Here is a 26,484-nt window from a genome sequence, read left to right as displayed (position 1 = left end):
CACGGCCAAGCGCAAGGCGCTCGATGTGGTGCGGCGCGAGAGCGTGCTGGCGCAGAAGCTCGCCCGGCTGCGCATCGAGGAGGAGCGCGCGCCCGTCGCGTGGGGGCTCGGGGATCCGGCTGTTCTTGCTGATTCCGGCGCGGGTTCTCGCGGGATCGACACCGTGCCCGATGATCGCCTCAGCCTGTTCTTCGCGTGCGCCCACCCCGTGATGAGCGCGGAGGATCGCGTGGCGCTCACGCTCCGCTTCGTCGGCGGGCTGACCACGCCCGAGGTGGCGCACGCGCTGCTCGTGCCCGTCGCGACCATGCAGCAGCGGATCGTGCGGGCGAAGAAGCGCATCCGCACCCTCGGGGTGCCGTTCGACGTACCGCCGCGGGCCGAACTGCCGGCACGGCTGGCGGGTGTGCAGCGGGTCATGTACCTGATGTACGCGGAGGGTTTCGCGCGCTCCGCGGGGGAGGCGCACGTGCGCGACGACCTCACCGCCGAGGCTATTCGGTTGGCCCGGGTGCTGGTCCGGTTGGTGGGTGGTGGGGGTGGTGCTGGTGCTGGTGGTGCTGGATCGGGCGTGAGCTCGGGAGCCGCCTCTGCCGAAGCGACCGGCCTGCTCGCGTTGCTGCTGCTCACGGAGGCGCGACGGCCGGCGCGAGTGCACGGACCCGAGGGGCGCCCCGTGCCGCTCGCGGAGCAGGATCGCCGTCTCTGGGATCGAACGCTCATCGCGGAGGGTCTCACGCTTGCCGAAGCGGCGGCGAGCGCGCCCGGTGCCGGCCCCTACGCGATCCAGGCGGCGATCGCGGCGGTGCACGCGGAGGCGGAGTCGTTCACGGAGACCCACTGGGACCAGATCGCGGTGCTCTACGGGCTGCTCGAGGCGCACGAGCCGGGACCCGTCGTGCGGTTGGGGCGCGCGGTGGCGCTGGGGCGGGCGCGGGGGCCCGCGGTCGGCCTGCGCTTGCTCGACGGTCTCGCGGATGATCCGGCGCTCGCGCGCTTCCGCCCGTTCCACATCGCGCGAGCGGTGACGCTCGAAGAGCTCGAGGACTATCCCGGCGCCGCCGCAGCGTACCGCCGAGCCCTCGAGATCCCGGGCAACGACGCCGAGGACGGCTACCTCGCCGCCGCTCTCGACGGCATCGTCGGGAGAGCGGGTGCATGAGTGGGCGCGACTTTCGCGCCGTGGTCATTTGCGGCCCCGGAGTATGGGTAAGATAGAGGGGTTGCTTCGCGAAGGCGCAGTGGCAACGGGCTGTGGCGCAGCTTGGTAGCGCACTTGACTGGGGGTTAAGTGCAATAGCCTCTCGTCAGCCCAAAATAACTAAACAACGGGTTGTGGCGCAGCTTGGTAGCGCACCTGACTGGGGGTCAGGGGGTCGCAGGTTCAAATCCTGTCAACCCGACGAAAAAGTCCTGATGAGAAGCTTTTCTCGTCAGGACTTCTCTCGTTTCTGGTGGGTTCCGGCGCGCTTCAGACGGTGCGGAGCGGGGCGTGAGCGAGAGTCCGGCGGCTCTCGCCGATTCTGCTGGTGAAGGATCTAGTGGGCCATCTAGTGGCCGCTAGTGGGCCAAATCCGGTGGCATGGCGATGCCCCGACCCCTTTCGTAGCAAGGGATCGGGTGACTGCTCGCTATAACTGGGGTCTTGTGGGTTGGACATTCTCCTTCCGTTTAGCTGAGTTCGCGAGGAAGCGGTTGGCGAGTTTCGCTGCTTCTCCCAGGTGCCGGTGGTCGGGGTGCAGATATCCCTTTGTCGTCTCGATTGACGCGTGACCCAGGATTCTCTGCAGAACGTGGAGCGGCACGCCGGCGTCCGCGAGCCAGGTCGCGCCGGTGTGTCTAAGCCCGTGCCTGGTCAGGCCCGGCATCCCGAGCTTGTCTACGAGTTCTTCCCATTTCGTCGCGTCGCGTACCGTGGCCGTGGTCAGGATCCCGCCTCGGGGGCCGCGCAGCAGCGGCTCGTCGGGCTTCTTGCCTGCGGAGAGGCGGATGAGGATGGGTTCGAGCGGATCGAGAATGGGGACGTAGCGTTCCCTTCGGCCTTTGGTCTGCTTCGTGACGAGACCGCCTTTGCCGGGGTATACCTGGCGTTCGATCGTCACGATCCGGTTCTTCCAGTCGATGTCGCCGACTTCGAGCCCTGCGACTTCCGAGCCTCTTGCGGCGAGCATTGCGCAGAGCATCACATGGTCCGAGTAGCTCTGGTGCACCGCAGCGCACGCCTTTGCGAGCCGGTTGAGCGTCTCGAGGTCGGAGATCGCGTACGCACGGAGCGAGCCTGGTGCTAGGACTGAGTCTTTGTGGAATGTGCGTCGGGAGCGGTTCTTCGCAGGGTTCGACGGGATGACTTCGTCGCGCACGGCGACATCGAGCACTCTCACGAGCGGCCCGATGGTGTTCTTGATCGTCGAGGGACTGTACTCGCTTTCCCATCTGTCGATGGTGCGATCGATAAGGCCAGTGGTGATCTTGCTGACTTTCAGGTGTCCGAGCGCGGGAAGCACGCGGAGCCTGAGCCCTGCGTCGTAGTAGGAAGCGGTGGAGGTGGGATCGAGGCCCCGCTGCCACCGGTCTCCGATCGACTTCACGTAGTCGGCGAAGGTGATGAGCGCATCGGTTCCAGTCTCGGTTGCCTGCTGCATCCGTTCGAAGAACTCTTCCGCCTGCTGCGTGGTTTCGACGAACACAGACCGGCTGGGGCGTTTCCTCGTGTGCGGGTCTGTCCATCTGACGCGTGCGAGGTAGCCCCTGCCTCGGTTCTCGATGCTGGTTGCGAGTTTCGCGCCGATCGGGGGAACCTGGTGATTGTGCGGGTCAGCCATCGCGGGCCTCGCGTTCCAGCACCCAGGCACGTACCGTCGGCGGGTTGTAGCGCGCGATCGTCCCGACCTGCACGAAGGGCGGGCCTTCCCGTTCGCGTCGCCACCGGGACAGCGTCGCCTGGGATACGTTGAGGAACTCGGATGCCTCACGCGAGTTCCACAGCGGCTCAACCTGGTTCGTTGTCGCGGGCACAATCAGCCGCCTGCTTGGCACGAATGAAGTCATCCTCGATGTCCTGGCGCGACTGCACATCGGCGGCGACGAACGCGATGAAATCTTCCATCCGATTCGCGATCACCTCATCCTCGATGGGCGCTTGTGGTGCTTCTCCTGGCCAGATGGTCTGCCGGGTCGGGCGGTCACGGTCGATGCGGGTACCGCAGGTCGCTACCCATTCGCGGAGGCGTTCGCGGGCGAGAGCGAAGTCGGTGTGCCAGGCAATCGGACCCGAAGCGTCCTGCTCCGGGTCGTAGCTCGCGATCCAGTGAAGATGCAGAGCGGAGAGCTCCCACACGAGTTCGGGATGCCGGTACCAGAAGGGCGGGATCACCGAAGCGGGCAGGCCATAGGTGCGGCGGATCTGGTCGACCCACTGGTTCAGTGCCAGCCATTCTGCCTCTGCGTCACCGGACGAGAGCAGATTCCAGTTGATCGGTCGAGGCGGCTCCGGCAGCACAGTGCTGGCCATCACCAGGTCGTACAGGTCGTCTTCTTCGAGTTCGGCATCAAGGCCGTCGCCGAGACTATCCTCAGCGCGAGGAGCGTCGTTCATCTCGCTTACCGCCCCAGCGCCTGAGCAGAGGCGGGCTGAACTGCCCGGAACTCGACCGTGGCCGCAGGGTGCGGTGTTTCCTTCGCCATATCCATGCGGCGCCGTGGCTTCCGTTCGACCTGATAGCGATCGCGTGTGGTGTCGAACAGGAGCTTGACGGCCTGGAACTGGCGTTCCTCGACTCTCTGCCCGCGGTGCTCGTAGTTACGCGTCTTGAAGCCGCCGATGGCCACCACGTCGTCGCCTTCCACGAAGTCAGCGATCGCCTCCTCAGCTTTCTCGCCAAGTAAGACGAGCTTGATGTACTTCGTGCCGAGGAGCGTGAGACTGCCATCTGCCTCGTCTCGGTACTGCTTCTGCCCGACCTGGCCGATGAACAGCGCGAGCCCATCGGAGAGACGCTTGAGCTGAGGAGCACGGGAGAGGTAACCCGGGAGAGCCGTCTTGGTACGCAGTTCCATCGCTTCGTCCTTCCCATTTCACGGTCGCGCTTGCTGCGCGACATCTCTACAGGCCAGGTGCGCTCTCCGTGCCTGCCGGATCATCCGCACACGGCGCACCTGAACCGGTCGCGGCATCCCGGTAGTGGAGTTGCGCTTCGACCGTGCGCCGATCCGCGAGGAGTTGCTTGCCGTCGGCACGCTGGGTCCAGCGACGCAGCCGTGAGACGATCGGGGGTGCCGCGCGCAGCAGCACAAGACCGGTACCGAACGGGAGGCGGCGGATCGCGTCGGGTGGCATGATCGGCACCCGGCGGATGGAGCGCTGTGCCGATCGTGAGCCGTGGTCGCCGACGGTCGTGGAGTCGGTGATCTCGTCTCGTTCGCCGATGAGCGTTGACAGGTCTTGGAGGTCGCGGCTGCCGGAGGCTCCGCCGAGGATAATCTTCACGATCGCGGCATCCCAGATCGCGGATGCCGCGTTGTCCGACCACTGCTCCCTCGCCTGCGCAAGGGACTGCAGGACCGGCATGGTCGTGATCCCGGTGCCGCCTCCTTCGGCCATGAGCGTCGGTAGGGAGGGAAGCGGGCTGAGGTTCGCCACTTCATCGAGAGCAAGCAGTAACGGTGGGTCGAGTCTCGCCCCGGGACTGCTTGCGGCTATGCGGCGGGCGGCTTCCACGACATCTTCGATGAGCGCTGCGACCAGCGGGGCGCTGTTGTTCGCTCCGGCGGCTGTCGCCAGCAAGTAGAGGGTGCCTCTCTGTTTGAGGAACGCTTCGGGGTCGAACATCTCATCCGGGTCCGGGGTGACGGCATCGAGCACGCGTGGGTCGGCGAGGGCGGCGAGGGCGAGTGAGACGCCCTGCCAGATCGAGTCTCTGGTGCGCGGGTCGGCTTCGAGCATGGCCTGCAACGCCTCTGCCCAGCCTCCGGCAGCGCGCGGATGCGTGCCGAGGATGGAGACGGCATCGCCTGCGGCGGCAGGGTCGAGCGTCCAGCGGAACAGATCGGCTGGTTGCCGGCTGTCGAGGGCTGCGGCGTGCAGCAGGCATTGGAGCGCGACGCGGGTTTTCGCTTCCCAGAAGTCACCGCCCTCGACGCCTCCTTTCCCGAGCCCAGTAGCCGAGGCAAGACCCGCCGCACGGATCATCGCCGTCAGCGGCGCATCGCATCCCCGGACGGGCGACCAGCGCAGCCCGGCTGGGATGCCTGCGGCGAGGCCTTGCGGATCGAACACCGCGACTGGGCCGATGCGCTCGCGTGCACGGATGGTCGCGGTCGCATTGTCTGGCCGCGTCGAAGTGGTCACCACGGCGCCTGGGGCGGAGAGGATCGAGTTGATGACGATATGCACCCCCTTGCCGCTTCGGGGAGGCCCGATGAGTAGGATCGAGTCTTCGACCGAGGCCCACACCTCGACCCCGCGCGACGCCCCGACGCGGTACCCCACATCGGCCGGCTCCGGGTGGTCGAGAGAGGGGTGCAGGTTGCCTGCGCGTGCGAGCAGGGCACGCGGAGATCCGGCTCTGGCGACTTCGGCCCGGGTGGCGATTCCTGCGATGCGGTACGGGTCCATCGCCTGGCGCCGGCCGTGATGCCGGATCGCCGACCATATCCACCAGCCGGCTGCGGCGGCCGTAAGGATCAGCACGCCTGCGACGAGCCAGTAGACGATCGGGTTCAGGCCTGGCGCATCGAGTGCGGTGGCGGGGTCGGCGGGGTGTAGGAGCACTCCGGCACCAGAACCGATCCCTCCGGTGGGCGGCGCCGAGCCGGTGAGGAACGCGGTGACGCTTCCCGCGCCCCGGAGGATCGCGGCCAGGATCGCCAGCGCGGCGAGTCCGACGAGTGCGGCGTTCGTGAGTTCGTCGCCGAGACTCCCGGTCGGGCGGATCGGGGAACTCATTGCGGTTGCCCGACGCAGACCGTTGCGGAGATGCGGCCCAGCAGCACGGCTTCGCCGGTGGGAGAATGCTCAAGATACCGGGAGTCGATCAGTGTGCGGGCGATGCCGTCCGGTCCTGACTCGGCGTGCGCGATGATGATCGCCACCGCGACCTCTTCTCCGGGGATCATCCCGGACCCGGCGAACTGCATCAGACGCGGCGCCGGCGCTGGCTCCGCTGCGGACGCCGCCTGAACGGAGGACTCGGCGGCGGACGTTTGCGGTTCTGCCTTGCGGGGGGTGCGTGGGGTGTAGAAGTCGGTGATGGTGCGGCCGTCGGTCTCGATCACGTCGACGCGGAGGGTGCGGCCGGTCTGCTGGCTGATCGCGTCGACGATCGCGGGGAACGACGCACGACGCCACGGCGGCGAGAACTCGGGCGGCAGATACGGTGCCCCGTCAACGCTGACGGTCAGGGTGCCGTCGTCTGCGACGACGATCCGCACCATCACGGCAGTCGGGTCGGTGCGCTTCGAGCGGTCGCGTTTGGGCATTCGGGAATCTCCTTCGTAAGTGGTGTAGGGCAGAGCTCGACCCTGACGCGCAGCACGCCAGGGCCAAGAGCGGAATGGGGATCAGAGTGCGGCCCTACCCGCCGAGCGGCTCACGTCCGGTGCGGCTCGGCGGGCGGCCTGCTGATAGGCGGGCGGGAGACGGTATGCCTCCGGGGACGGGTCGGACATCGCCTCGACGTCCCAGGCATTCGTGATGACTTCGGCGAATCCCTCCGCAAGGAGCAGGTGGCATCCAGACGATGCTGCCGAGGTGATCGGTCCGGGCACCGCGCCGACGCGGCGACCGAGATCGAAGGCGCTGACGGCGACCCGCAGGCTTCCCGAACGTGGGCCGGCCTCGGGAACCACGGTCGCCCCGCTGAGCGCAGCCATGAGGCGGGCTCGAGCCACGAAGCGGTCCTTGCTCGGGGCGAGTCCGGGCGGCACTTCAGAGATCAGCAGCCCACCGCCGTCGGTGATGCGCTGGAACAGCGAAGCGTTCCCGACCGGGTAGGGACGGTCGACGCCGCCCGCGAGCACCGCAATCGTTGAACCTGAACGGACTGCGAGCGCGGCGCGGTGCGTTTCGGCGTCGATGCCGTAGGCGCCGCCGGAGACGAGGATGCGCGGGGACTGCGCCAGTTGCTCGGCAAATTCGTGGGTGAGATGCACACCGTAGGCGGTGGCAGCGCGTGCGCCGGTGATCGTCACGCGGGAAGTGAGCGACGAGGTGAGCAGTTCCGGGTTCCCCTTCGCCCACAGCACCAGCGGCGCCGAAGGCCCGAGATCGGTGAGATCGGCCGGCCAGCCCGCCCGCCCGGGCGTGAGCAGCCTGAGCCCGCCCCGCTCGGCGAGGGCGACGAGGTCGTCTACGAGAGTGTCTTTCTGTCTTGCGGCAGCTTTCTGTAGCCAGCGCGCTCCTTCGAACTGGTTGACCTGGGCGGGGATCGCAGCATCTGCGTCGCGGATGAGTGCGAGTGTCTCGGTGAGGCCGATGGCCTGGACGAGTTTCCCCGTGATCGGGTCTCCCGGGTCGGTGAGCGCCGTGAGCGTCATGCGCGCGAGCATGTCTTCCGTGTAGTCGGTCACCGTCGCCTCCTGAATCTGGTTGCTGTCAGTGGGCAGGTGCACCGGGCTGGCATGACGAAGCGGGCGGAACCGCAAGACCTGGGGGTAGGGTCTGCCGGTTCCGCCCGCTCAGTGGGAGGTGTCCTAGTTCTTCATGAGTTCTTCGATACCTTCGTCCTCCTCTCTGACGTAGCCGCACTGCTCCCGGGAGAGCGCGAGCCGGCGCCCGAACCACAGCGTGAACCCAGCCGCGAGAAGCGCCACCGCGCCGCCTGCGGCGATGAGCCACGGGAACCCGGGCCCGCCGGTGACCGCGAGCTCAGGCGGCAGCTTCGGCAGCTTCGGCGTCTCCGGCGTCGGCGGTGTCTTCGGCGGGGTGTCGGTCACGACCGTGGTCTCACCCGGTGCACCGCAGCGCCCTTCGGCGAGCACCTTGCCGTCTTTCCCATAGAGGGTCTCGACCCAGTAGACGTGCCCGGCCCGGTCGACGCTCGTCTTCCCGGAACGGTAGATGCCAGCTTCGGTGACCGGGATCTTCTCGGAGGTGAAGAACGGGGCCTCGCACACCGGCTCAGCATCCGGCGATTGGGGGCCGTAGGCGCGGAACACGAGATAAGAGTCCTTGGGGATCTTCGATCCCTGCACGAGCGCGGCATCGTCGAACTCCTCGCCGACGCCCGCAGCCGGGGTGGCCTGCGTGATGACCGACAGCGGCTGCTTGTCGTCGGGAACGTAGAACCGCTCCCAGATGTCAGCCGGGGAACTCTCGAAGGGCTGCACCCGGTCATCGCCCGCGAACGTCGTCACGACGACGTAGTAGCCGGGCTCCTCGGGCTGGATGCGATCGTCATCGGTGTAGCCGATGTCATAGACGCCGTTCTTCGCAGGGGTCGTGATCGTCGTCAGCACCGGCGCGGTCTCGAGGTCGAGATCGTCGGTGAGCTCCGCGTCGGTCTTGAACGGCCCGTAGACCGTGTGGGTGAGCTCCTTCTCGTCCGGGCCCCAGTAGCCGTCGCCCTCGAAGTCGGGGTGATTGTCGGGGAACCCGGTCACGGTGATGCGGTCGAAGGCGCGGCCTCCCGGGTGCACGTTGTACTCGCGCACCTCGGAGGTGATCGTCAGGGGCCAGCGCACCGAGTGCGACTCGATGTTGATGCCGTAGTCGTCCTGCCAATCGGACGCGATGTAGGGGCGCACCCACTCGGGCTGCGACGCCTTCTTCACCTGCCACACCCAGGTCACGAAGCCCGCATCCGGGAGGATCATCTCGGGTGACTCGTAGGTGCCCGGCCCGGTCGCGGTGACCTGCACCGTGCCGATCGGCACCGCACCCGCCGGAACCTCAGACCCCTGCAAGGGAGGCAGCGTGCCGGGCACCTGATAGGTGGTGCCCTCGAACACAACCGGGATCAGATCGCCGTTCTGCTTCAGCCAAGCCCCATTGGTCGAGGACACCGTGATCGTATCCGTCACCGCGTCGCCGGGTTCCACGAGCCGGCCGTTCGCCTTCGACACCGCTTCGGGCTGGAACGGGGTGATCGACGTCTCCGCGACCCGGCCGAAGCGGTCGGTAAAGGAATCGGTGAGGTACTTCGCGTTCTCTCCCTGCTTGCTCTTGTCGATCTTCCACACCCACGCGTAGAAGCCCGACTCGGGCGCGACGAGGGTGCCCGGGGAGACGTAGTTGCCGGGGTGCGTGAGCGTCAGCGTCTCGGTGCCGAGTACGGGCGCGCCCTGCGGAGGCGCGTTCGCTTCGGCGGGCTGCGCATCGAACGGCCCGTACAGGGTGCCCTCGGCGAGCGCCGGCACTGGTTTCCCGTTCACCTTGATCCAGGAGTGCTTCGTCACCGACACGGCGAGCTTGTCGGTGAACACGTCGCCAGCCTGCACGAACTTCGCCGAGACGACCGTCTCGATGACCGGCTGGAAGTCGAGCGGGATCACCGGGGACTTCGCGGTCGCAGCCAGCGGCTCGAAGGAAGCGGCCGCGAGAATGCGCTGCTCGCCGGGCGTGTAGAAGAGATCGACGCCCGCCCCGTACCCGATCGCGGGCGCCTGCATGGCAGCCGTGATCTGGTAATCGGGGGCAGACTCGGGCGGGGTGCCGACGATCTGATGCGTGCCCGCACCTAGCGAAGCCGACGACGAACCGTTCGCGAAGGTCGCGTTGGTGAGGGTCACCGTGCCCGTCGCAGACGCCGGGTTCGTACTGACCGTGAGTTGACCGTTGTACTGGTCGCTCATGCTGATCGACAGCGACACCGACGGATTCGCGACCGCGTTTGCTGCCGCAGCGTCACGCATCGCGGCCAAGTTCGCGAGCACGGCGCCCTGCGCGCCTGCCGGTACGCGGGTGATGAAGTGCGCATCCCCGCCACGGCCGGCATAGTTGCCGTGATCGGCGATATCCCACACATACATCTGCACCGCAGCCGTCACATTCGGGTCCTGTGACTCGCCCCAGCGGCCCATGACGTAGTTGAGTCGGGCCAGCTCGGTCGAGGTGAGACTATCGAGGGTCGTCTCCAGCTCGGGGTGCTGCGTATTCCCCCACGGAGGAACAGCGTCGAGGTCCATGCAGTACGCCTGCCTGCCATGAGCGGAGAACGACCCGAGCCAGAGATCTTCGTTGCCGTAGCCGACTCCGAGGGTCGCCGCCTGCGCCGGAGCCGGGCTGAAGAACAGGCCACCGAAGAGCATGAGCAGAATCGTGAAGAGCGCCGCCGCACGGGCGGCGGCACGGTCGGGCGGTCTCGATACGCCGGGCGGAAAGAGCACGGTATTCGACATGGGAACTCCTGACTGGACGATGGAAGACCACCGCCAGGAATGACGGCAGCCAACAGTCAGGTGCTCTCATCAACGACGCGTCCAAGCGGCCTGCATACTCGGAGAGCGTGAAACAATGGGCCGATGGGCACGATGATCTCGTTGTCGCTGAACGGCATCGACATCGACTACGGCAAGAACCGCTACTGGACCAACCACCACTGGCTGTTCCCGCCGAACAGCATCACGAATGCTGTGTATCGCTACGCCGATGAGGTGACCGAGGTGAAACCTGCCTTTCAGGTCGCTCTGGACGAGGCACGCTTTCGGCTGTGTCACCTCGGCTATTCGCTGCATGAAACAAAGACCAAGTTCGAGAGGTCTGTTGCCCGTTGGAACCGCACCGCTGAGCTGAACCTCACCTTCAATGAGTTTCGGGATACTCTGACTGGCCTAGATTTCGCATCGCTCACGCCGGCAGGCATGGAGGCCTACGGATACGACTTCAGAGACCTCGTTATCGAGCGGCTCGCCGGCTGGGATGCTGACGGGGCTCTTCTTGAAGACTTCATCAAGGAGCATCTCGACTTCACTCTGCTGCTTCGATGTCTGGCTGAGTGCAGCGACAACAGGCAAATGATCCTGAGATGGCATCATCAGGACTTGGTTGATAGTGGATGGGCGACGGTGGAAGACTTGACCGAGGTCGACCGGGAAGTATCCATCATCAACCACACGATGCTGATCGGTCGGCTACAGGATTATTCGGGTGCGTACTTTGTCGAGGATTTCGACCGGTGGCTCGAAGCGAAGGGAGTGGCCCGCAATACCCCGTACTCAAAGCTTGAGAAGTCCGGCGCGGCGAAGGCAGTGACGATGACACTCCCGGGTGCAGTTCGCAACATGATCCATCACCCCGAGAACCCACACAACGCCCTGTCCGACGATGACCTTCGAGACAGCATCGAATGCCTACTCCGAGTGGTCAGGCACCTTCCTACTGGACTCCCTGGCATCACCTGACGGGAGGCATGCCAAAGAGAACGGATGCTTTTTAAAGCATCCGCGCGCGGGTGTCGAAGAGCTCAAGTTCGGCGGGGTGGAGCTGGTGCTGCGCCACGAAGCTGCGGTCTTTGATCTTCCAAAGCCCCTGCCCGATGCCGAGGCCCGGGAGTAAGGATTGCTCGGTGCCGGTGAGGCCGAGGGTTTGTGCGGTGACGCCGAGTTGATCGGACTCCTGCCGATAGACAACCCTCGTTTCGGCGTTCGCGAGGAGCGACGAGGCGAGGCCCCGCATTCGCGATCCCTGGTCGCCGACGTTCTCGAGGTCCGAGAGCTTGTGGAAGACCAGCAGGTTCGCGAGCCCGTAGTGCCTGGCGAGCCGCCATTGCGCATCCATGCGGGCGAGGAGGCTGGGGTAGGACATGAGGCGCCAGGCCTCGTCGTAGACGACGAAGCGTTGCCCGCCGGCGGGGTCTTGTAGTGCGGCTTCCATCCACGCGGCCGCGCAGGTCATCAGCACCGCAAGCAGGGCAGAGTTCTCGGCCACTCTTGAGAGGTCGAGCGAGAGCATCGGGAGGGTGGGATCGAACTTCTCTGTGCTGGGGCCGTCGAACATGCCGGAGAGGTCGCCGGCGACGAGCCTGCGCAGCGCGTGCCCGACCATGCGGCCGTCCTCGCCGAGCCGGCCGTCGGGATCGTCGGCTTTCGCGGGTGCGAGGATGCGGTCGACGACCATCGGAAGGATCGGCACTTCCGCGCAGCGCACCGCATCGGCCAGCGCAACGTCGATCGCAGTGTGCTCCACGGGCGTGAGGCGGCGGTCGAGCACGGTCTCCGCGAGCGCCCCGATGAGATCCCTGCGGCGGGCCGCGACCTGTGCCGCCCAGTCCTCATCCGGGATGCCGGCCGCCCGGTAGCCCTCGTCCAAGGGGTTCAGGCGAGTCGGAAGCGATGGACCGAGCACGATTGCGCGGCCGCCGACGGCCCGGGCGACGGAAGTATGTTCGCCTTTCGGGTCTCCCGGGATGTAGACGCGGCGCCCAAACGGGAGCGCCCGCGTGTAGAGGCTCTTCGCGAGCGAGGACTTCCCGGAGCCGACGATACCTGCGAGGATCATGTTCGGGGCGGTGATGACCCCTTGCTTGTAGAGCTGCCACGGATCGTAGACGAAGGAGCCGCCCGAGTAGAGGTCTTGCCCGATGAAGGTTCCGGCTGAGCCGAGCCCGCCTTCCGCGAGGAACGGGTAGTGCCCCGACAGCGTGGCGGAGGTGTCCTGGTGGCGCGGGAGCCGGAACCTGCCCGGCGTACGCAACGCTGCGGGCCCGTCTTCGCCCGCCCGCGGTAGATAGCGGGTCGCGCGGCGAGCTTCGCGTTCCTCGTCTGCTTGGGCTCGGGCTGCGGCGATCGCTGCGGCTCTTGCTTCGGCTTGGAGTCGGGCTGCGGCTTGCGCGCGGGCTCGGCGGTGCTTGCGCAGTTCCCCTTCCGGGCCGACGAGCGCGGATGTATGAAGCCGCCCGGGCTCGGCCTCGCCTGGTTCGTGACTCATCGTCCGAGGCCTTGCAGAGTGGGGTGATTCACGTAGTTTTGTCGGTTGATCGTCGGGGTGCCCAGACGTTCCCGTCGAGCCTGCCGTGAATCCGCAGCAGCTCCGTCGCGCTCGGGGGTGCCGGCTGGTGCGGCGTGGCGGGGGTCTGCGATGCCGAGCAGCACGGGGCTGGGCAGGCTGTCTTCGGCACGGTAAAGGGCGACGTGCCGATGGTCATGGTTGTAGACCAGGGTGTAAGCGTCGAGCGTCGCCACACGGTCGAGCGAAGCAACGGGCACCTTGTCGTAGACGTACCCATTCTCGAGCGCAGCATCGACGGTCTCGTCGCCGAAGTCGTAGCCTGCGAGTTCCTGGATCACGGCATCCGCACCGCCAGCCTCGATGAGCTCGAGCGCATGGTCGGCCTCGCCGCCCTGCAGGAACACCACGTTGATGAGTCGGGAGGCGGGTTCGCTCGTCTGGGCTGGGAGCTGCCAGGCGATCCGGCCGGCTGCCGCCATGCCGGCGTCGACCCGACGCTCTGCCTGGCCGATGAGGGCGGCGGCCTGCCGGAGCTCGGCCGCTGCGGTGAGCGCGTCCTGGGTGCCGGCGGCACGATCCCCCGCATCATCCGCCGCACGTCCAATCGAGTTGGTGTGGCCTCTCGCGAACTGGCCGAGTATCTGTTCGAGGGACCTGATCGCGCCGAGCAGATCGCCGAGTATCCCGTACATGCGCTCGGGTTGGTCGAGCACGATGCTCGCGTGAGCGAGGCCGCGCATCGCCTCAGACATCTCGGCCGCATCGGCGACAGGATCGGTGAAGGTCGGCATGATCGGGACTCCATTCAAGAAGGGGCGGTGGTCAGATAGGCCGGCAGAGCGGGAGCGCCGCCGCGGTGAAGGCCTGGGCTTGCTGCCCGACGAGCCTTCTTGTTTCGCAGGAGGCCTGGATCGCGGCTTGTTCGATCTGCGACACGGCAGCGTCGAGTTCGCTCGCGGTCGGTGCCGAGACGGAGACGAGGCCGACGACCCGCAGGACGCCGTGACCGGCGGTGAGCTCGGATTCCTGTTGCAGGACATCGCTGTACTCGGCGGAGGCTTGCGTGTCTTCGACCTGGCCGATCTTCCGCCGTTGCGCGGCGTCGGCGATCATCTCGGTCTTCTTCTTCCGCAGATCCCGTGCCGCCTGATCCGCCCGGACCGGGAGGTAGTGCAGCGAGAGGGAACGGAGCACACCGCCGGTGAGGACGAGCGGGGCGAGGAACCCGGGGAAGGTCTGCGCTCGGGGCCATTCGCTGATCCACAGCACCGCATGGTGCGCGCTGTCGGAGCGCAGCCGATCCCACGATTCGGTCACCGCGACCGGGCCGGCAATGGCGAGATCCCGGCCCAACTCGCCGTGCCGTTCCAGCGCGGGACCCGCAGCGGGGTCGTAGGCGGTGCGGAGGATCAAGGCGACGTCGCCCGGGGTGAGCCAGCCGGTCATGTGCAGCTCGGCGCTGCGGAGCGCGGTCTGGAACGACTGCATCTCCTGCCGCAGCACAGAGGCCGCGCCCTTCATGCCGCCGCCTGCGGAACGAATCTGCCTGGCGGCGGCGCGCATGTCGATCGACAGAGACACGGTGGTGGCGTGGCGCTCGCCTGCGGGGCCTGCCCGCTCGATGAGTTCCCGGTAGGTGGTCGCCGCCCAGGAGCCGTCGTCGGTGCCATGCTGCCGCCACCACTCGGTGAGCCCGGACCCGGAATCGGGGAGGGTGCGCTCCATGACCTGAATACGGGCGATTCGGCCCGAGCGGCAGGCGGCGGCGAGCACGCGGCCCCAGCCGGTGACGCGGCGCTGCTGCTCTGCGGGGTCGAGGAGCACGAATGCCGGGTGCTGCACCCCGCACACCGCGGTGAGGGTCTGCGCGTGCGGGTCGTGGATCATCGCCGCCCCCGTTTCCGGGTCGACCCATTCCCTGAGCGCCGCCATGTCGCCGGGGAGTGCGAGCGTGCTGGCGGGGCGGGGCTTCACGACGCGCCTGCGGTAGCGGGTTTGCTTCGCCCGGGTGCGGAGCATCCAGCGGGTGACGATGGGCGCCCACTCAATGAGCTTCCGGCCGCCGACGCTCACCCAGGCGATCGCGACGAGCGACGTCCACGCGGGAGATGACCAGGCGAGGCCGGCGCCGCCGTTCGTGTAGAGGCCCGCGACGATTATGAGGAGCGCGGTCGCGAGGACGATGAGCTGCGAGAGTGAGAGGCCGAGGAGGATGCCGCGGCGGGTGAGCCGGGAGAACTGCACCGGCTGCAACTCGAACGTATCGGCGGTATTCGTTGTCACGGGACTCACCCCTTCCCGCCCGGCTGCGTGGTCGGCGGGAGGACCGCGGGCGGCTGTCGCACCGGCGTGCTCTGGGCCGGCGGGGCTGCCTGCTCGGAGGCGCTGCCGGCGTGGGAGCCTGCGGCGCCTCCGATCGCGTTGCCGAGCTTCGGGCCCGCGGTCGCGGTCTCCTTCACGACGACCGCCCCCGCGACGATCGCGGCGGCAGGCCCCGCTGCGGCCGCCCCTCCCGCGGCACCGCCCGCAGCCCCGCCGCCTGCCGCACCGCTCCCGGCCCCAGCACCGGCACTGCCTGCCGCGGCACCGCCTCCTGCTGGTGCAGTCTGCGCCGGCGGGGGCGGCTGCGGCGGGGGCTTGCCCGCGTCCGCACTGTCGAGCACCTGCTTCGGGGGTTGCCCGGTCGGTTTCGCGGGGAGCGGGATCGGCCGGTTGAGCGCGGACTTCGCCTCCTGCTCCATCGACGCCGCCTGGTACATGTCGAACCCGACGAAGGCGAGGAACTTATACGCCAGGTACGGGGCGAACGCGGCGACGAACAGCAGCACGATCCCCGCGATTGGCTCTGACAAGGATTTCAGGTCGAGGCTGATGGGGGCGGCGACCTGGGTGGTGGCGATCAGGAAGATCACCACGACCACGAGCTTCGACGCGATGAGCGCGACGACGAAGGTCGCCCATTTCCCGAACCAGCCGCGCGACGCCTCCCAGGTCAGGCCTGCGAGCGCGATCGGGCCGAACACGATAGCGACCAGCAGCAGGGCTTTGCGGATGAGGAGGGAGAACCAGAGGATGAAGATCGCTGCGATCATGAGCCCGGTCAGGAAGATCGTGAGCAGCACCCCGGCCCCTCCAGTCAGCGGGGTGACCGCGGTGGCGCCGATGAGGAGCGCGAGCCGGTCGCCCATGCCCTCGATGGTCTGCCCGGTGGCGTGGACGATGCCGACGCACAGCTGGTCGGTGATCTCCAAGAGGAGCGCGGTGCAGGTGATGAGCACGAACGACCCCAGCACCGACTTCGCGAGCCCGAGCGCTGCCCGCGAGAGCGCCGACGGGTCGCGGCGCGCGAGCCCCGTGATGAGCTGGAAGCAGAAGAACAGCAGCGTCACGAACACGGCGATGCCGAAGAGGATGTTGTAGACCTTCACGTAGCTGTCGCTGGTGACGTCGACCGCGGTCGTGGTGGAGAACACTTCCCACATGCCCTGGAACAGGGCGGAGACGGCGAGGCCCATCGCTGAGGCGATCCACCCGAAGAACAGCCCGGCAGGGCCGTCACCGATCGTGGTGCAGACGGTGGAGATGCCGGGGATGTCGCAGATACTCACCCTGGATCACCGCCGGCTAGTTGACGGCCTGGCCGACGGTCCAGAAGAAGTTGATGAGCGTCACCGCCGCCCCGCACAGCACCGCCGCACCGCACGAGACGAGCACCCCGGTCTTCCCGCGTGATGCGAGGTGCGGGTTGCTGCTGTTCGCCCCGAAACCCCAGATGATCGCGGAGACGATCAACGCCAAGACGCTGAGGATGAGGCCGACGGTCATCACGGCGCCCACGATGTCGCGCAGCTGCGCGATCCCGGGAAGCCCGCTGCTGTTCGGGTCGATGTCGATCATAGGGTGCCGCTCCTTGCCGCTCAGAGTATGGACGTGGACTGTCCACCAGGCAGGTGCGCCCGAGAGCCCGGCAGCGGCAGGTTCAGAGGGTGTCGCCGACGGAGAGGAGGAAGTTCGCCCACGCGACCCCGGCGCCTGCGAGCGCCGCGGTGCCAAGGGCGACGAGCACCCCGATGCGGGCTTTCTGCGCCGCATAGGGGTTCCCGGACGAGGAGGCGACCGCCCAGATGATCGCGGAGACGATCAGGGTGAGCACGGCCCCGATCAGCACGATCGTGAGGAGCGCGCCGATCACCGAGGCGAGCTCGTCGGAGGCACCGACGGCGCCGAAGTCTGGAAACACGTTCATGCGGCGCTCCCGAAGTTCGCGCGGCACCCCGCCGCGGTCGTCGCGCCGTCACCCGACACGGCGCCGTGCTGGGCGAGCCATTCGGTCGCGTTCACGGGCGGTTGCCCTTGCCCGCCGGGGCGGATCTCGACGTGCAGGTGCGGGCCGGTCGAACGGCCCGACGACCCGACATCGCCGATGTGCTGCCCGGCCGTCACGGTCTCGCCGCCAGTGACGTAGATCCCGTGCTGCCACATATGCGCGTAATAGGAGGCGACGCGGGCACCCTGCACGGTGTGCTCGATCACGATCAGGCCACCCCACCCGGCACTGAACTCCGCGACCGCGACGCGGCCATCTGCGACGGCGAAGATCGCGGTGCCGTCGGCTGCGGCAAGATCCGAGCCGGAGTGGAACTCGCTCTCCCCTGTGAAGGGGTCGCTGCGCCACCCGAAGCTGTCGGTGCTCGTGTAGCTGCCCTCCGGGAGCGGGAACACGATCCGCGAAGTCACGGGCACCTGCCCGCCACCCCCGTTGCCGCTGTTACTGCCGAGTGCGGGGGCGGTGAGGGCGGTGAGGATCGCATCGGCGACGGGCTGCCAATTCCGGTAGCGGTCGGGATAGGCGCTGACCTCGACTGCCTGCGCTGCAGCTCCCGGGTCCATGGACTGCCAGCCGGGAATGTCGAGCAGGCCGCGCGGCGAGGGATAGTTCGGTCCGTCCTTCCCGCCATAGAACGCCTGAGCCTGATAGCTCGGGTTCATGAGCTCGGCGACCGTGCCCCAGCCTGCGGCGGGACGCATCTGGAACAGACCCAGCGAGTCGTGATCTGAAGCGTCACCGTCGTTCGGATAGTTCCCGGACTCGGGGTAGGCGCCAGTGTTGGCGAGCATCCGCAGCCGCGATTCGGTGAGCGCGGCCATCAGCGCAACACGAACGCCGGCCTGCCCGACACCGGGGATGCCGGTCCCGGTGGTGATGATCGTCGCCGCGTGAGTGAGTTGCCGCTTGTCGAGCGTGACCGGGGTGCCGTCAGCGGTGGTGGCGGTGAGGCTGTCGGGGATCGGGCCGACCACGAGTGAGCCGTTGAGGCAGAATCCTGCCGGACCCATGAACGCGCCCAGGCCCACGATCGCGGTCGACGGGCCGATGCAGAACAGCACCAGCAGGAGGACGAGCAGTTTCTTCGCCATGAGCTACGGCATGGGGGTGTCGACGGCCGAGAGCCGCAGCAGCCGGCAGGAACCATCTGAGGGGCAAGCGGCGAAGATCGTGAACGACACCGGCCTGGCATCCTCGACTTCCTGGCCTTCCCAGGAGCCTTCGCGGTGCCGGGTGCCGGTGATCGTGTAGGCGGCCGCACCGGGCGGAAGCGTGCCGGGCCGGGCGTTGGCGACGACCTCCGGCCAGGTCTCGGGGACGGTGATCGTGTCGATGGTGAGCCATTGCCGGGTCTCGTAGTTCCGCAGCTCGCCCCAGGCCGAATCGTCTGGGAAATAGGCGCGGAGGTCCCCGGCAAGGCCAGGCGCTTCCTCGCGATCAGCGACATCGACGATCACTTGCATGTACTCATGTACCCCGTGACCGAGGCTGGTGTCCCATGCGAACAGTCGCTCTGCCACCGAACGAGAGAACCGCTCGGCATCCGCGCCCTCCGATAGTGCGCGGGGCGCAAGTTTACGATCAGCTTCCGGGACCGTCGTCGTGCTGTCGGTGTCCGGTGCGTGCTGAGCGGCGGGGCCTCGCAGCAGCCCGTAGACGCCGATGCCGACGAGCAGGGCGAGGACGAGGCCGCCGACGATCAGGGCGATGCGGAGGCGACGCGACGACTGCTTCGGTGCGGTGGGCTGACGCATGAGACGGTGGTCCCTTCCGAGGAACGGCTGGATTCGGTACTCGGAAGGTGCACCCGCGCGCCCGCAATGAGGGCAGCTGAGGTCGCGGCTGCCGTCGTCAGATCGCGTGCGCAGACGGGGTGTCAGTGTCGGCGGCCTGGGCGCGTTCGGTGCGGATGAGGGCGAAGAAAGCGACGGTCTCGGCGAGCACCGCTTCGGCGCTCTCCCACTCCGCCGCCGTGAGTTCGGATGCGAGGACGACGGGATCGTGCTTCTTCGCCCATCCGTCCATGTCGGCCCAGAGCGCGACGAACGCGCGCGGCGGCAACACCACCAGCGTCAGCCTCGGACGTTCTACTGGCACTGCACGTTTCTTCCCCTTGCCGCGGCCTTCGGCGGTGACACGAGCGATCGCTTCGGCAGCCAGTGCGGCGAGCTCCGCCGTGCGCGCCTCCTGGCTGGCCGCCGCCCGCACTTCAGCCGCCGAGGAGACGGCTTGTGCTCGCACGGTTTCGGGCTGGGCGGGGTCGGCGGCGATCCGGTCGAGCTCGTCGAGGGAGAGGGCGGTGTTCATGCGGAGGTGCGCGCCGTGCACTTTCCCGCCCGCCTCGATCCGGGCGACCTCTTCTGCGGCCTGGGCGCGGATGTGCGCGGGGCGGCGCTCGTCGTGAGCGAGGTCTTTGAGCCTGCCGAGCTGTTCGAGCATGTTCTGGGACTTCTTGCCGGTGACCATCAGCGCGGCCTGCTCTCGGGTACGGCCTTCACCGTTCCACGGTGGAGTCGAATCGACTCCACCGTAAGCCTCCGCAGAATCCTGCGACATCCCGCCGTCGGCGCCGAACCTCGTGGCGGCTTGCCGACGAGCGGCGTCCTCTGCGAGGACGACTTTGAGTTCCCGATACAGGGATTCCGCTTCGATCAACGAGAGGGGCTTGTGCAGGGCGTTGTCGTTCTGCTCGGCGAGGAGCTGGGAGAGCCGGTCGGAAAGGTTCGACCGCACCCACACGTTCGTGGAACGGTATCCGAGCAGGCGCAACGCTTCGAGCCGGCGCCGCCCGCACACCAGCATCCCGTCCGGGGTGATCGTGATCGGTTGCAGCAGACCTTCGTTGCGGATGGAATCGGCGAGCTCCGGAATGTCGCCGAGGTCGGTGCGGTGGCGCACCCCAATGCCGATGGAATCAAGGGAGCGTTCCAGCTCGATATGCCCCGGACTACTCGCAGCCACGACACCCACCCCCGTCCGGAGCCGACAGCACCACCTCCGACAACACCACGTCATCGACGAGGAGCGCGCGGAGCGGTTCACCTATGACGAGGCGGTGCAGCACGCCCCGCGCGGCGCTCGTGTGCGCCTGGTTCGGGTCCGGGCTGCCGAGCACCACCCTGAGCATCGCCAGCCACGACGAGGCTGGGATGTCGAGGAGGGCGCGGGCATGGTAGTCGCGGCGCAGCGACTCGAACGCCTGAGCGCGGGACGCCGACTCTGCGAGCCTCGTCACGAGGTACTCCATCCCGCCCCGTGCGGCCTCGACCGGCCAGCCGAGCAGATGGAACAGGGCGACGGCGTCTTCGATGGCTTGCCCGACCCGCACCGAGGTCTCACTGGTCTCGGGCTCTGCGAAGTAGTCCGGGGCCGGGATCGCGAAGCTCTCGTGGTAGTCGGTGAGCGGGTTCTCCCTGTCCGAGAAGCGTTCCGCGTCGTGATGCGCGGAGAACTTCGGCCTGCGCGCCTGATGCACGGAACAGAGCAGCCCGTTCGCGCGCTCCTCGGCGATGCAGGTGACTTTCACGGCGCGGGTGATGACCGCCCAGGGGTCGTCGGCGCGGCGGACGGCGCCGGTCCGCATCGCGTCGAACGCCGCGGCCGCTGCCTCCCACGGGTCGAGCCCGTGGCGGCGCGCGAGCGCGGCGTACTTGTCGGCGGCATACTGCATGAGCGCGGCGACTTCGGGGTCGTGCCTCCACGCCCACCGGCCCTCCTCGTGCAGGCGGATCAGCAGGGCGCGGAGCCCTTCGGAATGCTCAAACCCCCGCCGGGAGCCTCTTTCGGGCTGCGCAGCAGGGGTTGTCGTGTTTTGGTTCATGGTCGTGGCACCTCCTGGAAAGCAGGTGCACACCGCGTGCATCGGCCCTGGGAGGTCCTGCGCGAACCGGCAAGTCGCTGCGTGCATGACGGATCACCTCAGACCCATCCCCGAACGCGCCAGCTCCTGCCGCCGCGCATTCCGGCGGCGACCGGCGATCAACAGATCCGGTAGCCGCGATGCCCGTTCGCTCCGTTCCGCACGGCCTTCGGCACGATCCTGCAGGCGCTCCGTGCGGGCGTCGCGGAGCCGCTGGGCGAGGTCGGCCCGCAGATCGAGCCCCCAGCCCGTCGCCCGGGCACCGCCCTGCATCGCCAGCTCGGTCGGACGCACCCACCGGACCTGCGTCCGACGCTTTGCCTCCGTTGCTGCTTCGGCTGCGGGCATCTCCGCCTCCGCAACGTCCACCGGGCTGTCGTGCTCGGTTTGGTCGCGTGCGGTCAGGGAGGGGTCGCGCTGCACGGCGAGCATCGACCGCTCCGCCTCCGACATCGCCTCTTGCGTGGGGGTGCGTTCGGCGTCCATCGCCGCCGCGAGTGCGGGATGCAGACGCGCCCGCGCTCCCGCCGTATCGGGCATGTGTTCTTCGGGATTCATGAGGGTTCCTCCTCGTTCTCAGGTACTGCTGCAGCCGGTTCTACCGGCGCATCTTCAGGGTCATCGCCAGCCTCCGCCGGCTGCTCAGCCTCGGGCTCAGGCGGTGGCGTGGTGGTCTGCGGAAACCATCGGCCGACGGTCGAAGGGTGCACGTCGAGGTAGCGGGCGATCTTCTTGTTTGACCAGCCGCCCGCCCGCAGCACCTCCGCGACCTCACGCCCCGACCAGGTGCCTCGCCCCGTCACCTCGCCTGGTTCGGGCGGCGCCAGATCGTCTCGCTCGGGCTCCGGCGAGGAGATCAGCACGGGCGCCCGGAGCGCAGGTTCCAGCGACGCCACCGCCACCGGCGCGGCCGGAGCGTCGGTCACCTTGGTGTGCAACTCCGCTGCATCCTCTCTCGCAGCGGTGGTGTCTTCGTGGGGTTGGCGGCGGGTGAGGATCACGGTGAGGTGCGTGATCGCGAGCAGCACCAACGGCGGCACCGCCGCAACGCACGCCGCGAGCACCGCGGGTACGTCGGCGTCAGCTGCGACAATCGCGTGGATCGAGTTCGCCGTCACCGACAACCCCGCCCCGCAGATCAGCAGCATCCACGGATACCACGCGACCCGGCTCCCCGCGAGCGCGACGACGGCGACGGTCGCGACAACGATAATGCCGTCCACGATCAGCGGCCACGCCCACGCCTGCCCCGCCGCAATCCCCGAACGACGCGCAAGGTCTGCGAGTGCGGTGAAGCTGAGCCAGAACGCCCCGGCCGCGATCAGTACCGTGCCGGCGACCGCGGTCATCACCGCGAGCCGGCCACCCCTGCGTGTCGTCGTGTCGTTCATGCGAGCACCCGCCCTCGATCCGCCGGGGCGCGCTGTGCGACCGGCCGCGACGAACCCGCCGACGGGACAGGGGTGGGGCCTCGGTAGGCGGAGCGGATCGTGCGCTCAATCTCCCGCGGCGGCAACCCGATCCCCTCCGCGACGGGGCCCAGCGCCTCGAACGCATCCGACAGGCCGACGCCGCTTTCCGCGAGACGGCACGACGCCCAGTACAAGCCTTGATTCCGCTCGCCCTCGCCCTGCCCTTCCAACCACGCCGCGATCCGCTGGGTGCGCTCTTCCAAGGTGCCGCGGAACGGGCGCGCCTCCCACGACGCACGCTGCGGCCTCGGGTCCAGAAACTCACGCAACGCGCCAGCATCGACGGGCTGCACGTCGCCGGTGGCGAGGTCGAGAAGCTGATACGCGACCACCTCACCGCCGATCACGGTTCGAGACGGCGGGGCGACGATGTACCCGGCCGTGCCACGGAAATCGAGCTGCGCCGCACCCGACACCCAAGACCGCTGCTCGACCTCGGCTACCGGATAGTAGGCGTGCAGGCCGCCCGACGGGGTGACGACCTGCGCCGCCCACCCGTCCAGCAAACCCGCGCGGGTGGCGTTCAGCCAAGATTCGGGGCCGCGCGGCGGATCGCCCTTCACATCGACATCGACAACCTCCACTCCCGATGCCGCGCCGGTCGGGATACCGATGTTCGCCTCGGGCCAACGCCGCCACCACGCCTCCACCTGCGACGGGTCCGCAGTGGCGTCTTTGAAGCCGTGCGCAACGAGCGGCCGCTTCTCACCCGGCACCAGCGGAAACACCGGCACCCCGAGCGAGACGTGGTGCCGGGCGGCGTCCGCGAGGCTCATGCGGGCGACCGGGGCGAGGAGTTGTTCGGCATCCATCACAACCCCCGCACCGGAGCGGCCGACCGCCGCGCCGCCGATGATCTCCCGGCCGACGACCTGGCCGGAGGCTTGCGCCCCGTCGACTTCGCCGTCGATCGTTGGGGCGCTTCGCGGGTGAGGCCTGGCGGGGTGCCGTCGCCGATCTGCACGGTGTCGAGCTGATCTAGAATCTCGACCGCGACCTTCCGCACGCGCTCGGCGGTGGCCTGCACGATTTGGATTGGGTTCTTCCCGTCGGCGGCCATCGCCCACCCCGACACATACGGGACCGTGTACGCGCTCGTGTCCATACCGTGCGCAGCGCCGACCATGAGCGCGACCGACTCGGCCTCAACTTCTCCGATGCCGCGATGCTGGCGCGCTTCCTCATTGTCGGGGCCGTGCATCTTCACGTGCGCGAGCTCGTGCACGAGGGTCTTCACCTGGGCGGCATCGTCCATGTTCGCCCGCACCGCGACCTGACGATCATCGAACTTCGTGATGCCATTCGCGCCGTGAATCATGCCCTCATGCGGCACCGGCATGAACTGGAACCCCGCCGCCTCGACTTGCCGGATCAGACCCTCGCGAAGCCCCGCTGGAGCTTCACCTTCAAGAAGCTGCGGCGACGGTGGCAGGGGCACGTCGGGGCCGGTGGTCTGGGAGATGTCGAAGACGTAGGCGACTTTCGCGCCGACCATCTCCGACTTCACCTTCTCACCCGGCAGTGGTGCCTCACGCGGGGCGAGTCGGCGCCACGACATCGGATTGGCCGGGGTCTTCGACGCGAGCTTCCCGATCACCGGGGCGAGGATCGCGTACCCCTTCTGACCCTTCTCGACTCGGCGGCCAAGCTGTTCCCACTGCCGGAACCCCGCCACATACGTGGGCATCGGCTCCGGCACCCGGCCGGCCTCCCACGCGGCCTGGTGCTGCGCGAAGATCAGCCACGAGTTGTTCACCGACCGCGACCGGAACTTCGCCGCGAACGACAGCGCACGCTTCCAGTCCTCGCCCGTGACGAGCTTCTCGACCTGCGCGTTCAACGCTTCGCGCACTTCGTCGAGTTTGGCTTCGCGTGCCCTACGTGCTCCGCCGTCTTGAACTGTGCCAGTCATGCCGCCGTCTCCTCCCGTCATACGGGGGATGCGTGCAGCAGGAAACCCCCGTTCACCTGTGAGGTGCGCCGGGAGACGCCGAACCAGTATCGTGAGGCGGGCGCGCGTGCCGCGAGTCCGTCAGGCTCGACGCTGAACCCGATCAGATACTTCCCGGCCTACCACCCCCACGGCCAGGATCGCGAGCGGCGGCGAGGGAAAGGAGTGCCCGCCAGACGCACCATGCGCGAACACCAGACTGACCCCAACGCCACACTTCCGACGGCCTCCCGCACCACCCGGCATACGGGACCCGCGCAGCCACCGTGGAGCGACCCATCGACAAAAGTCAAAGTTGCGCGTCTACCAGACATCCGGCGGAGAGTCCCACGCGTGCGCCTTGAGAGTCGGCGGTTTTCTGCACCTTGGAGGGTGCTGGGGGGTTGCGGGGCGGGTGGTTCTTCACCCGGACATTCACCCAGGGGGTTCACAGCTTCGGGTTATCATCAGAGCAGATCGTGGCGGTGCGCAAGGGGGGTGCTGCTGCCATGGAATGGTGCCGTGCGGGAGCGCGCCGGATGACAGTGGGGAGGTGCGGAGACCATGAGCGACGCCGTGCTGCACCTGCCCGACCATGCGGTGCCCGCGAGCCCCGAGTTGTCTGGCCTGGACGATGGTGTTCTGTGCGACATGGTGCGCGGGCATTCGCGGTCCGAGAGTGGGCGGGCGGCGTTCGGGGTCCTGTATTCCCGGTATCGGGACCAGGCGCTCGCGCAAGCGCTGTCGATGACACGGAATCGTGCCGTGGCGGAGGATCTTGTTCAGGAAACTTTCACGCGGGTGCTGAAGGCCCTCGCGAACGGGAAGGGCCCTACGGATTCGGTGCTGGGGTATGTGCTGATCTCGCTGCGCAGCGAAGCGATCCGCACCTGCCACACGGGTGGCGACACGGTTACGGTCGCCCCGGACGTGCTCGCGGAGTTGTTCGATGAGCCGGTCCCGGATTTCAGTGAGGCGTTGTCGGAAGAGGATCAGATCGGGCGCGCGTATGCGCTGCTGCCCGAGGACGCCCGCCGGGTGCTGTGGCTGCTGGATGTCGAGCAGGTGCCCGCGGATGTTGCCGGGGAGCATCTCGGGATGCAGGTGAACGCGGTCCGGGTCCATGCGCACCGGGCCCGCAGGAAGCTCGCGGCCGCCTATCTGCAGCAGTACGTCGAGGACACCCTGCCGGGTTGCGCGGAGGTGGCGGGCATGCTTGCGGAGCACGTGCGCGGCGAACTGCGGCAGCGGGCCACTGCGAAGGTCGAGCAGCATCTCACGGGTTGCGTGCACTGCACCGCCCAGGTGACGCGGTTGCGAGACCTGTCTGGGGTGCTGCGTGCGTGGGCGGCCCCGGTCCTCGCGGGTGCGGGACTCGCCAGTGGCACCGCGCTTGCCGGAGGTCACGCGACTCCCGCGGTCGCTGCGACTCTCACTGCCGGTCACGATGCTGCTGGCCACGGTGCTGCCGGTCACGGTGCTGCCGGTCACGGTGCTGCCGGTCACGGTGCTGCCGGTCATGAGACTGCTGGTGGTGTGGAGGGTGTGCCGGTGGGGAAGCTCGCCGGCTGGGTGGCTCTCGTAGTCGGGGTTGCGCTCTTGGTGGGGGGCGCGTTTGCCCTGTTCCCGAGAGACGCGACCGGTGCACCCCCGACCCCGGCCACCGACGCTGTCACCCAGCCCGGCACCACGATGCCGGATAGCGAGACAGTGTTCCCGGATGCCGATGTGCCCGGAACCGACGACCCCGGCCCCGGTACCGGCACCGACCCGCAGCCTGGTGACGGGCCGGCGCTTCCGGACGGGGAGAAGACGGTGTCTCCGGACGATACGACTCCGGGCTGGAAACTCAGAGACTGAGGCCGGAGTACCACATGATGAGCCTTCTCAACACGACGACGTGTCGAAGCTGCAGGCCGCACACAACGGAAGTTCTTTCCGAAACGTGTAATGCGGGACGCTTGGGGCGTGTCTTTATGTATGAAGGGACATTCGTTCGCGCCCGTGATGCGG

24 protein-coding genes and 1 tRNA gene are annotated in these 26,484 nt (G+C 68.0%); 4 read left to right on the top strand and 21 right to left on the bottom strand.

Going from position 1 to position 26,484, the window contains the following annotated elements; all coding sequences use genetic code 11:
- The first annotated feature begins 25 nt into the window (after positions 1 to 25).
- Complete coding sequence (locus J4H91_RS12145; RefSeq protein WP_341783532.1) at positions 26 to 1,162, top strand: RNA polymerase sigma factor; 1,137 nt, start codon at positions 26 to 28, stop codon at positions 1,160 to 1,162.
- Between the two features lie 167 nt (positions 1,163 to 1,329).
- Positions 1,330 to 1,403: transfer RNA gene (locus tag J4H91_RS12140), tRNA-Pro, on the top strand.
- A gap of 228 nt (positions 1,404 to 1,631) precedes the next feature.
- Here the strand turns inward: J4H91_RS12140 and J4H91_RS12135 are convergent.
- The 7 genes from J4H91_RS12135 to J4H91_RS12105 all read right to left on the bottom strand — a co-directional run bounded on the left by J4H91_RS12135 (position 1,632) and on the right by J4H91_RS12105 (position 10,335).
- Positions 1,632 to 2,822: a tyrosine-type recombinase/integrase gene (locus J4H91_RS12135; RefSeq protein ID WP_208046525.1), complete on the bottom strand. Its 1,191-nt coding sequence runs from the start codon at positions 2,820 to 2,822 to the stop codon at positions 1,632 to 1,634.
- 167 nt (positions 2,823 to 2,989) lie between these two features.
- Positions 2,990 to 3,595 (bottom strand): hypothetical protein, encoded by a 606-nt coding sequence (locus J4H91_RS12130; RefSeq protein ID WP_208046524.1) that lies wholly within the window; start codon positions 3,593 to 3,595, stop codon positions 2,990 to 2,992.
- A gap of 5 nt (positions 3,596 to 3,600) precedes the next feature.
- Complete coding sequence (locus tag J4H91_RS12125; protein ID WP_208046523.1) at positions 3,601 to 4,056, bottom strand: single-stranded DNA-binding protein; 456 nt, start codon at positions 4,054 to 4,056, stop codon at positions 3,601 to 3,603.
- A 46-nt stretch (positions 4,057 to 4,102) separates the two neighbouring features.
- Positions 4,103 to 5,944, bottom strand: a complete 1,842-nt coding sequence (locus J4H91_RS12120; protein ID WP_208046522.1) for a TraM recognition domain-containing protein — start codon at positions 5,942 to 5,944, stop codon at positions 4,103 to 4,105.
- Entirely contained in the window at positions 5,941 to 6,432 is a 492-nt protein-coding gene (locus J4H91_RS12115; protein WP_243752932.1) for a hypothetical protein, read from the bottom strand. Before J4H91_RS12115 ends, J4H91_RS12120 begins: the two co-directional genes overlap by 4 nt.
- A gap of 126 nt (positions 6,433 to 6,558) precedes the next feature.
- Positions 6,559 to 7,566 (bottom strand): DNA-processing protein DprA, encoded by a 1,008-nt coding sequence (locus J4H91_RS12110; RefSeq protein WP_208046520.1) that lies wholly within the window; start codon positions 7,564 to 7,566, stop codon positions 6,559 to 6,561.
- A gap of 123 nt (positions 7,567 to 7,689) precedes the next feature.
- A complete protein-coding gene (locus J4H91_RS12105) occupies positions 7,690 to 10,335 on the bottom strand; it encodes a hypothetical protein (protein ID WP_243752931.1) in 2,646 nt (881 codons plus the stop codon).
- Positions 10,336 to 10,458: 123 nt separating this feature from the next.
- On the opposite strand from J4H91_RS12105, the gene J4H91_RS12100 reads away from it, so the two are divergent.
- Positions 10,459 to 11,337 (top strand): HEPN/Toprim-associated domain-containing protein, encoded by an 879-nt coding sequence (locus J4H91_RS12100; RefSeq protein WP_208046519.1) that lies wholly within the window; start codon positions 10,459 to 10,461, stop codon positions 11,335 to 11,337.
- Positions 11,338 to 11,368: 31 nt separating this feature from the next.
- On the opposite strand, the gene J4H91_RS12095 is transcribed toward J4H91_RS12100, so the two are convergent.
- The 14 genes from J4H91_RS12095 to J4H91_RS12030 form a co-directional block, all read right to left on the bottom strand.
- Positions 11,369 to 12,862, bottom strand: a complete 1,494-nt coding sequence (locus J4H91_RS12095; RefSeq protein ID WP_208046518.1) for an ATP-binding protein — start codon at positions 12,860 to 12,862, stop codon at positions 11,369 to 11,371.
- Positions 12,859 to 13,674: a hypothetical protein gene (locus J4H91_RS12090; protein ID WP_208046517.1), complete on the bottom strand. Its 816-nt coding sequence runs from the start codon at positions 13,672 to 13,674 to the stop codon at positions 12,859 to 12,861. Before J4H91_RS12090 ends, J4H91_RS12095 begins: the two co-directional genes overlap by 4 nt.
- Positions 13,675 to 13,705: 31 nt before the next feature.
- Entirely contained in the window at positions 13,706 to 15,166 is a 1,461-nt protein-coding gene (locus J4H91_RS12085) for an SCO6880 family protein (protein WP_208046516.1), read from the bottom strand.
- A 5-nt stretch (positions 15,167 to 15,171) separates the two neighbouring features.
- Complete coding sequence (locus tag J4H91_RS12080; RefSeq protein ID WP_208046515.1) at positions 15,172 to 16,491, bottom strand: TrbL/VirB6 family protein; 1,320 nt, start codon at positions 16,489 to 16,491, stop codon at positions 15,172 to 15,174.
- A 16-nt stretch (positions 16,492 to 16,507) separates the two neighbouring features.
- Positions 16,508 to 16,780 (bottom strand): DUF6112 family protein, encoded by a 273-nt coding sequence (locus tag J4H91_RS12075; protein WP_208046514.1) that lies wholly within the window; start codon positions 16,778 to 16,780, stop codon positions 16,508 to 16,510.
- An 82-nt stretch (positions 16,781 to 16,862) separates the two neighbouring features.
- Positions 16,863 to 17,129, bottom strand: a complete 267-nt coding sequence (locus tag J4H91_RS12070; protein WP_208046513.1) for a DUF6112 family protein — start codon at positions 17,127 to 17,129, stop codon at positions 16,863 to 16,865.
- On the bottom strand, positions 17,126 to 18,301 hold the full coding sequence (locus tag J4H91_RS12065; protein WP_208046512.1) for a M23 family metallopeptidase: 1,176 nt from the start codon (positions 18,299 to 18,301) through the stop codon (positions 17,126 to 17,128). The genes J4H91_RS12070 and J4H91_RS12065 overlap by 4 nt, the downstream gene beginning before the upstream one ends.
- A gap of 3 nt (positions 18,302 to 18,304) precedes the next feature.
- Positions 18,305 to 18,964, bottom strand: a complete 660-nt coding sequence (locus J4H91_RS12060) for a hypothetical protein (RefSeq protein WP_208046511.1) — start codon at positions 18,962 to 18,964, stop codon at positions 18,305 to 18,307.
- 97 nt (positions 18,965 to 19,061) lie between these two features.
- The gene (locus J4H91_RS12055; protein ID WP_341783530.1) at positions 19,062 to 20,180 is read right to left on the bottom strand and encodes a ParB N-terminal domain-containing protein; all 1,119 of its coding nucleotides are present in this window, start codon (positions 20,178 to 20,180) and stop codon (positions 19,062 to 19,064) included.
- A complete protein-coding gene (locus J4H91_RS12050) occupies positions 20,158 to 21,030 on the bottom strand; it encodes a hypothetical protein (protein ID WP_208046510.1) in 873 nt (290 codons plus the stop codon). The genes J4H91_RS12055 and J4H91_RS12050 overlap by 23 nt, the downstream gene beginning before the upstream one ends.
- Before the next feature lie 93 nt (positions 21,031 to 21,123).
- Complete coding sequence (locus tag J4H91_RS12045) at positions 21,124 to 21,627, bottom strand: hypothetical protein (protein WP_243752930.1); 504 nt, start codon at positions 21,625 to 21,627, stop codon at positions 21,124 to 21,126.
- Positions 21,624 to 22,460 (bottom strand): DUF2637 domain-containing protein, encoded by an 837-nt coding sequence (locus J4H91_RS12040; protein ID WP_208046509.1) that lies wholly within the window; start codon positions 22,458 to 22,460, stop codon positions 21,624 to 21,626. Before J4H91_RS12040 ends, J4H91_RS12045 begins: the two co-directional genes overlap by 4 nt.
- Positions 22,457 to 23,353: a bifunctional DNA primase/polymerase gene (locus J4H91_RS12035; protein ID WP_208046508.1), complete on the bottom strand. Its 897-nt coding sequence runs from the start codon at positions 23,351 to 23,353 to the stop codon at positions 22,457 to 22,459. Before J4H91_RS12035 ends, J4H91_RS12040 begins: the two co-directional genes overlap by 4 nt.
- Positions 23,353 to 24,453, bottom strand: coding sequence for an ArdC-like ssDNA-binding domain-containing protein (locus J4H91_RS12030; RefSeq protein ID WP_208046507.1), 1,101 nt, complete (start codon positions 24,451 to 24,453; stop codon positions 23,353 to 23,355). The genes J4H91_RS12035 and J4H91_RS12030 overlap by 1 nt, the downstream gene beginning before the upstream one ends.
- A 582-nt stretch (positions 24,454 to 25,035) precedes the next feature.
- Between J4H91_RS12030 and J4H91_RS12025 the strand changes: the two genes are divergently transcribed.
- Positions 25,036 to 26,331: a sigma-70 family RNA polymerase sigma factor gene (locus J4H91_RS12025; RefSeq protein ID WP_208046506.1), complete on the top strand. Its 1,296-nt coding sequence runs from the start codon at positions 25,036 to 25,038 to the stop codon at positions 26,329 to 26,331.
- The last annotated feature ends 153 nt before the right edge of the window (positions 26,332 to 26,484 follow it).

It is taken from the genome of Leucobacter ruminantium (assembly GCF_017565705.1).
In the GTDB taxonomy this organism is placed as follows: domain Bacteria; phylum Actinomycetota; class Actinomycetes; order Actinomycetales; family Microbacteriaceae; genus Leucobacter; species Leucobacter ruminantium.
The sequence above is the reverse complement of the archived record's forward strand: the minus strand, read 5'-3'. Positions and strand labels throughout refer to the sequence as shown.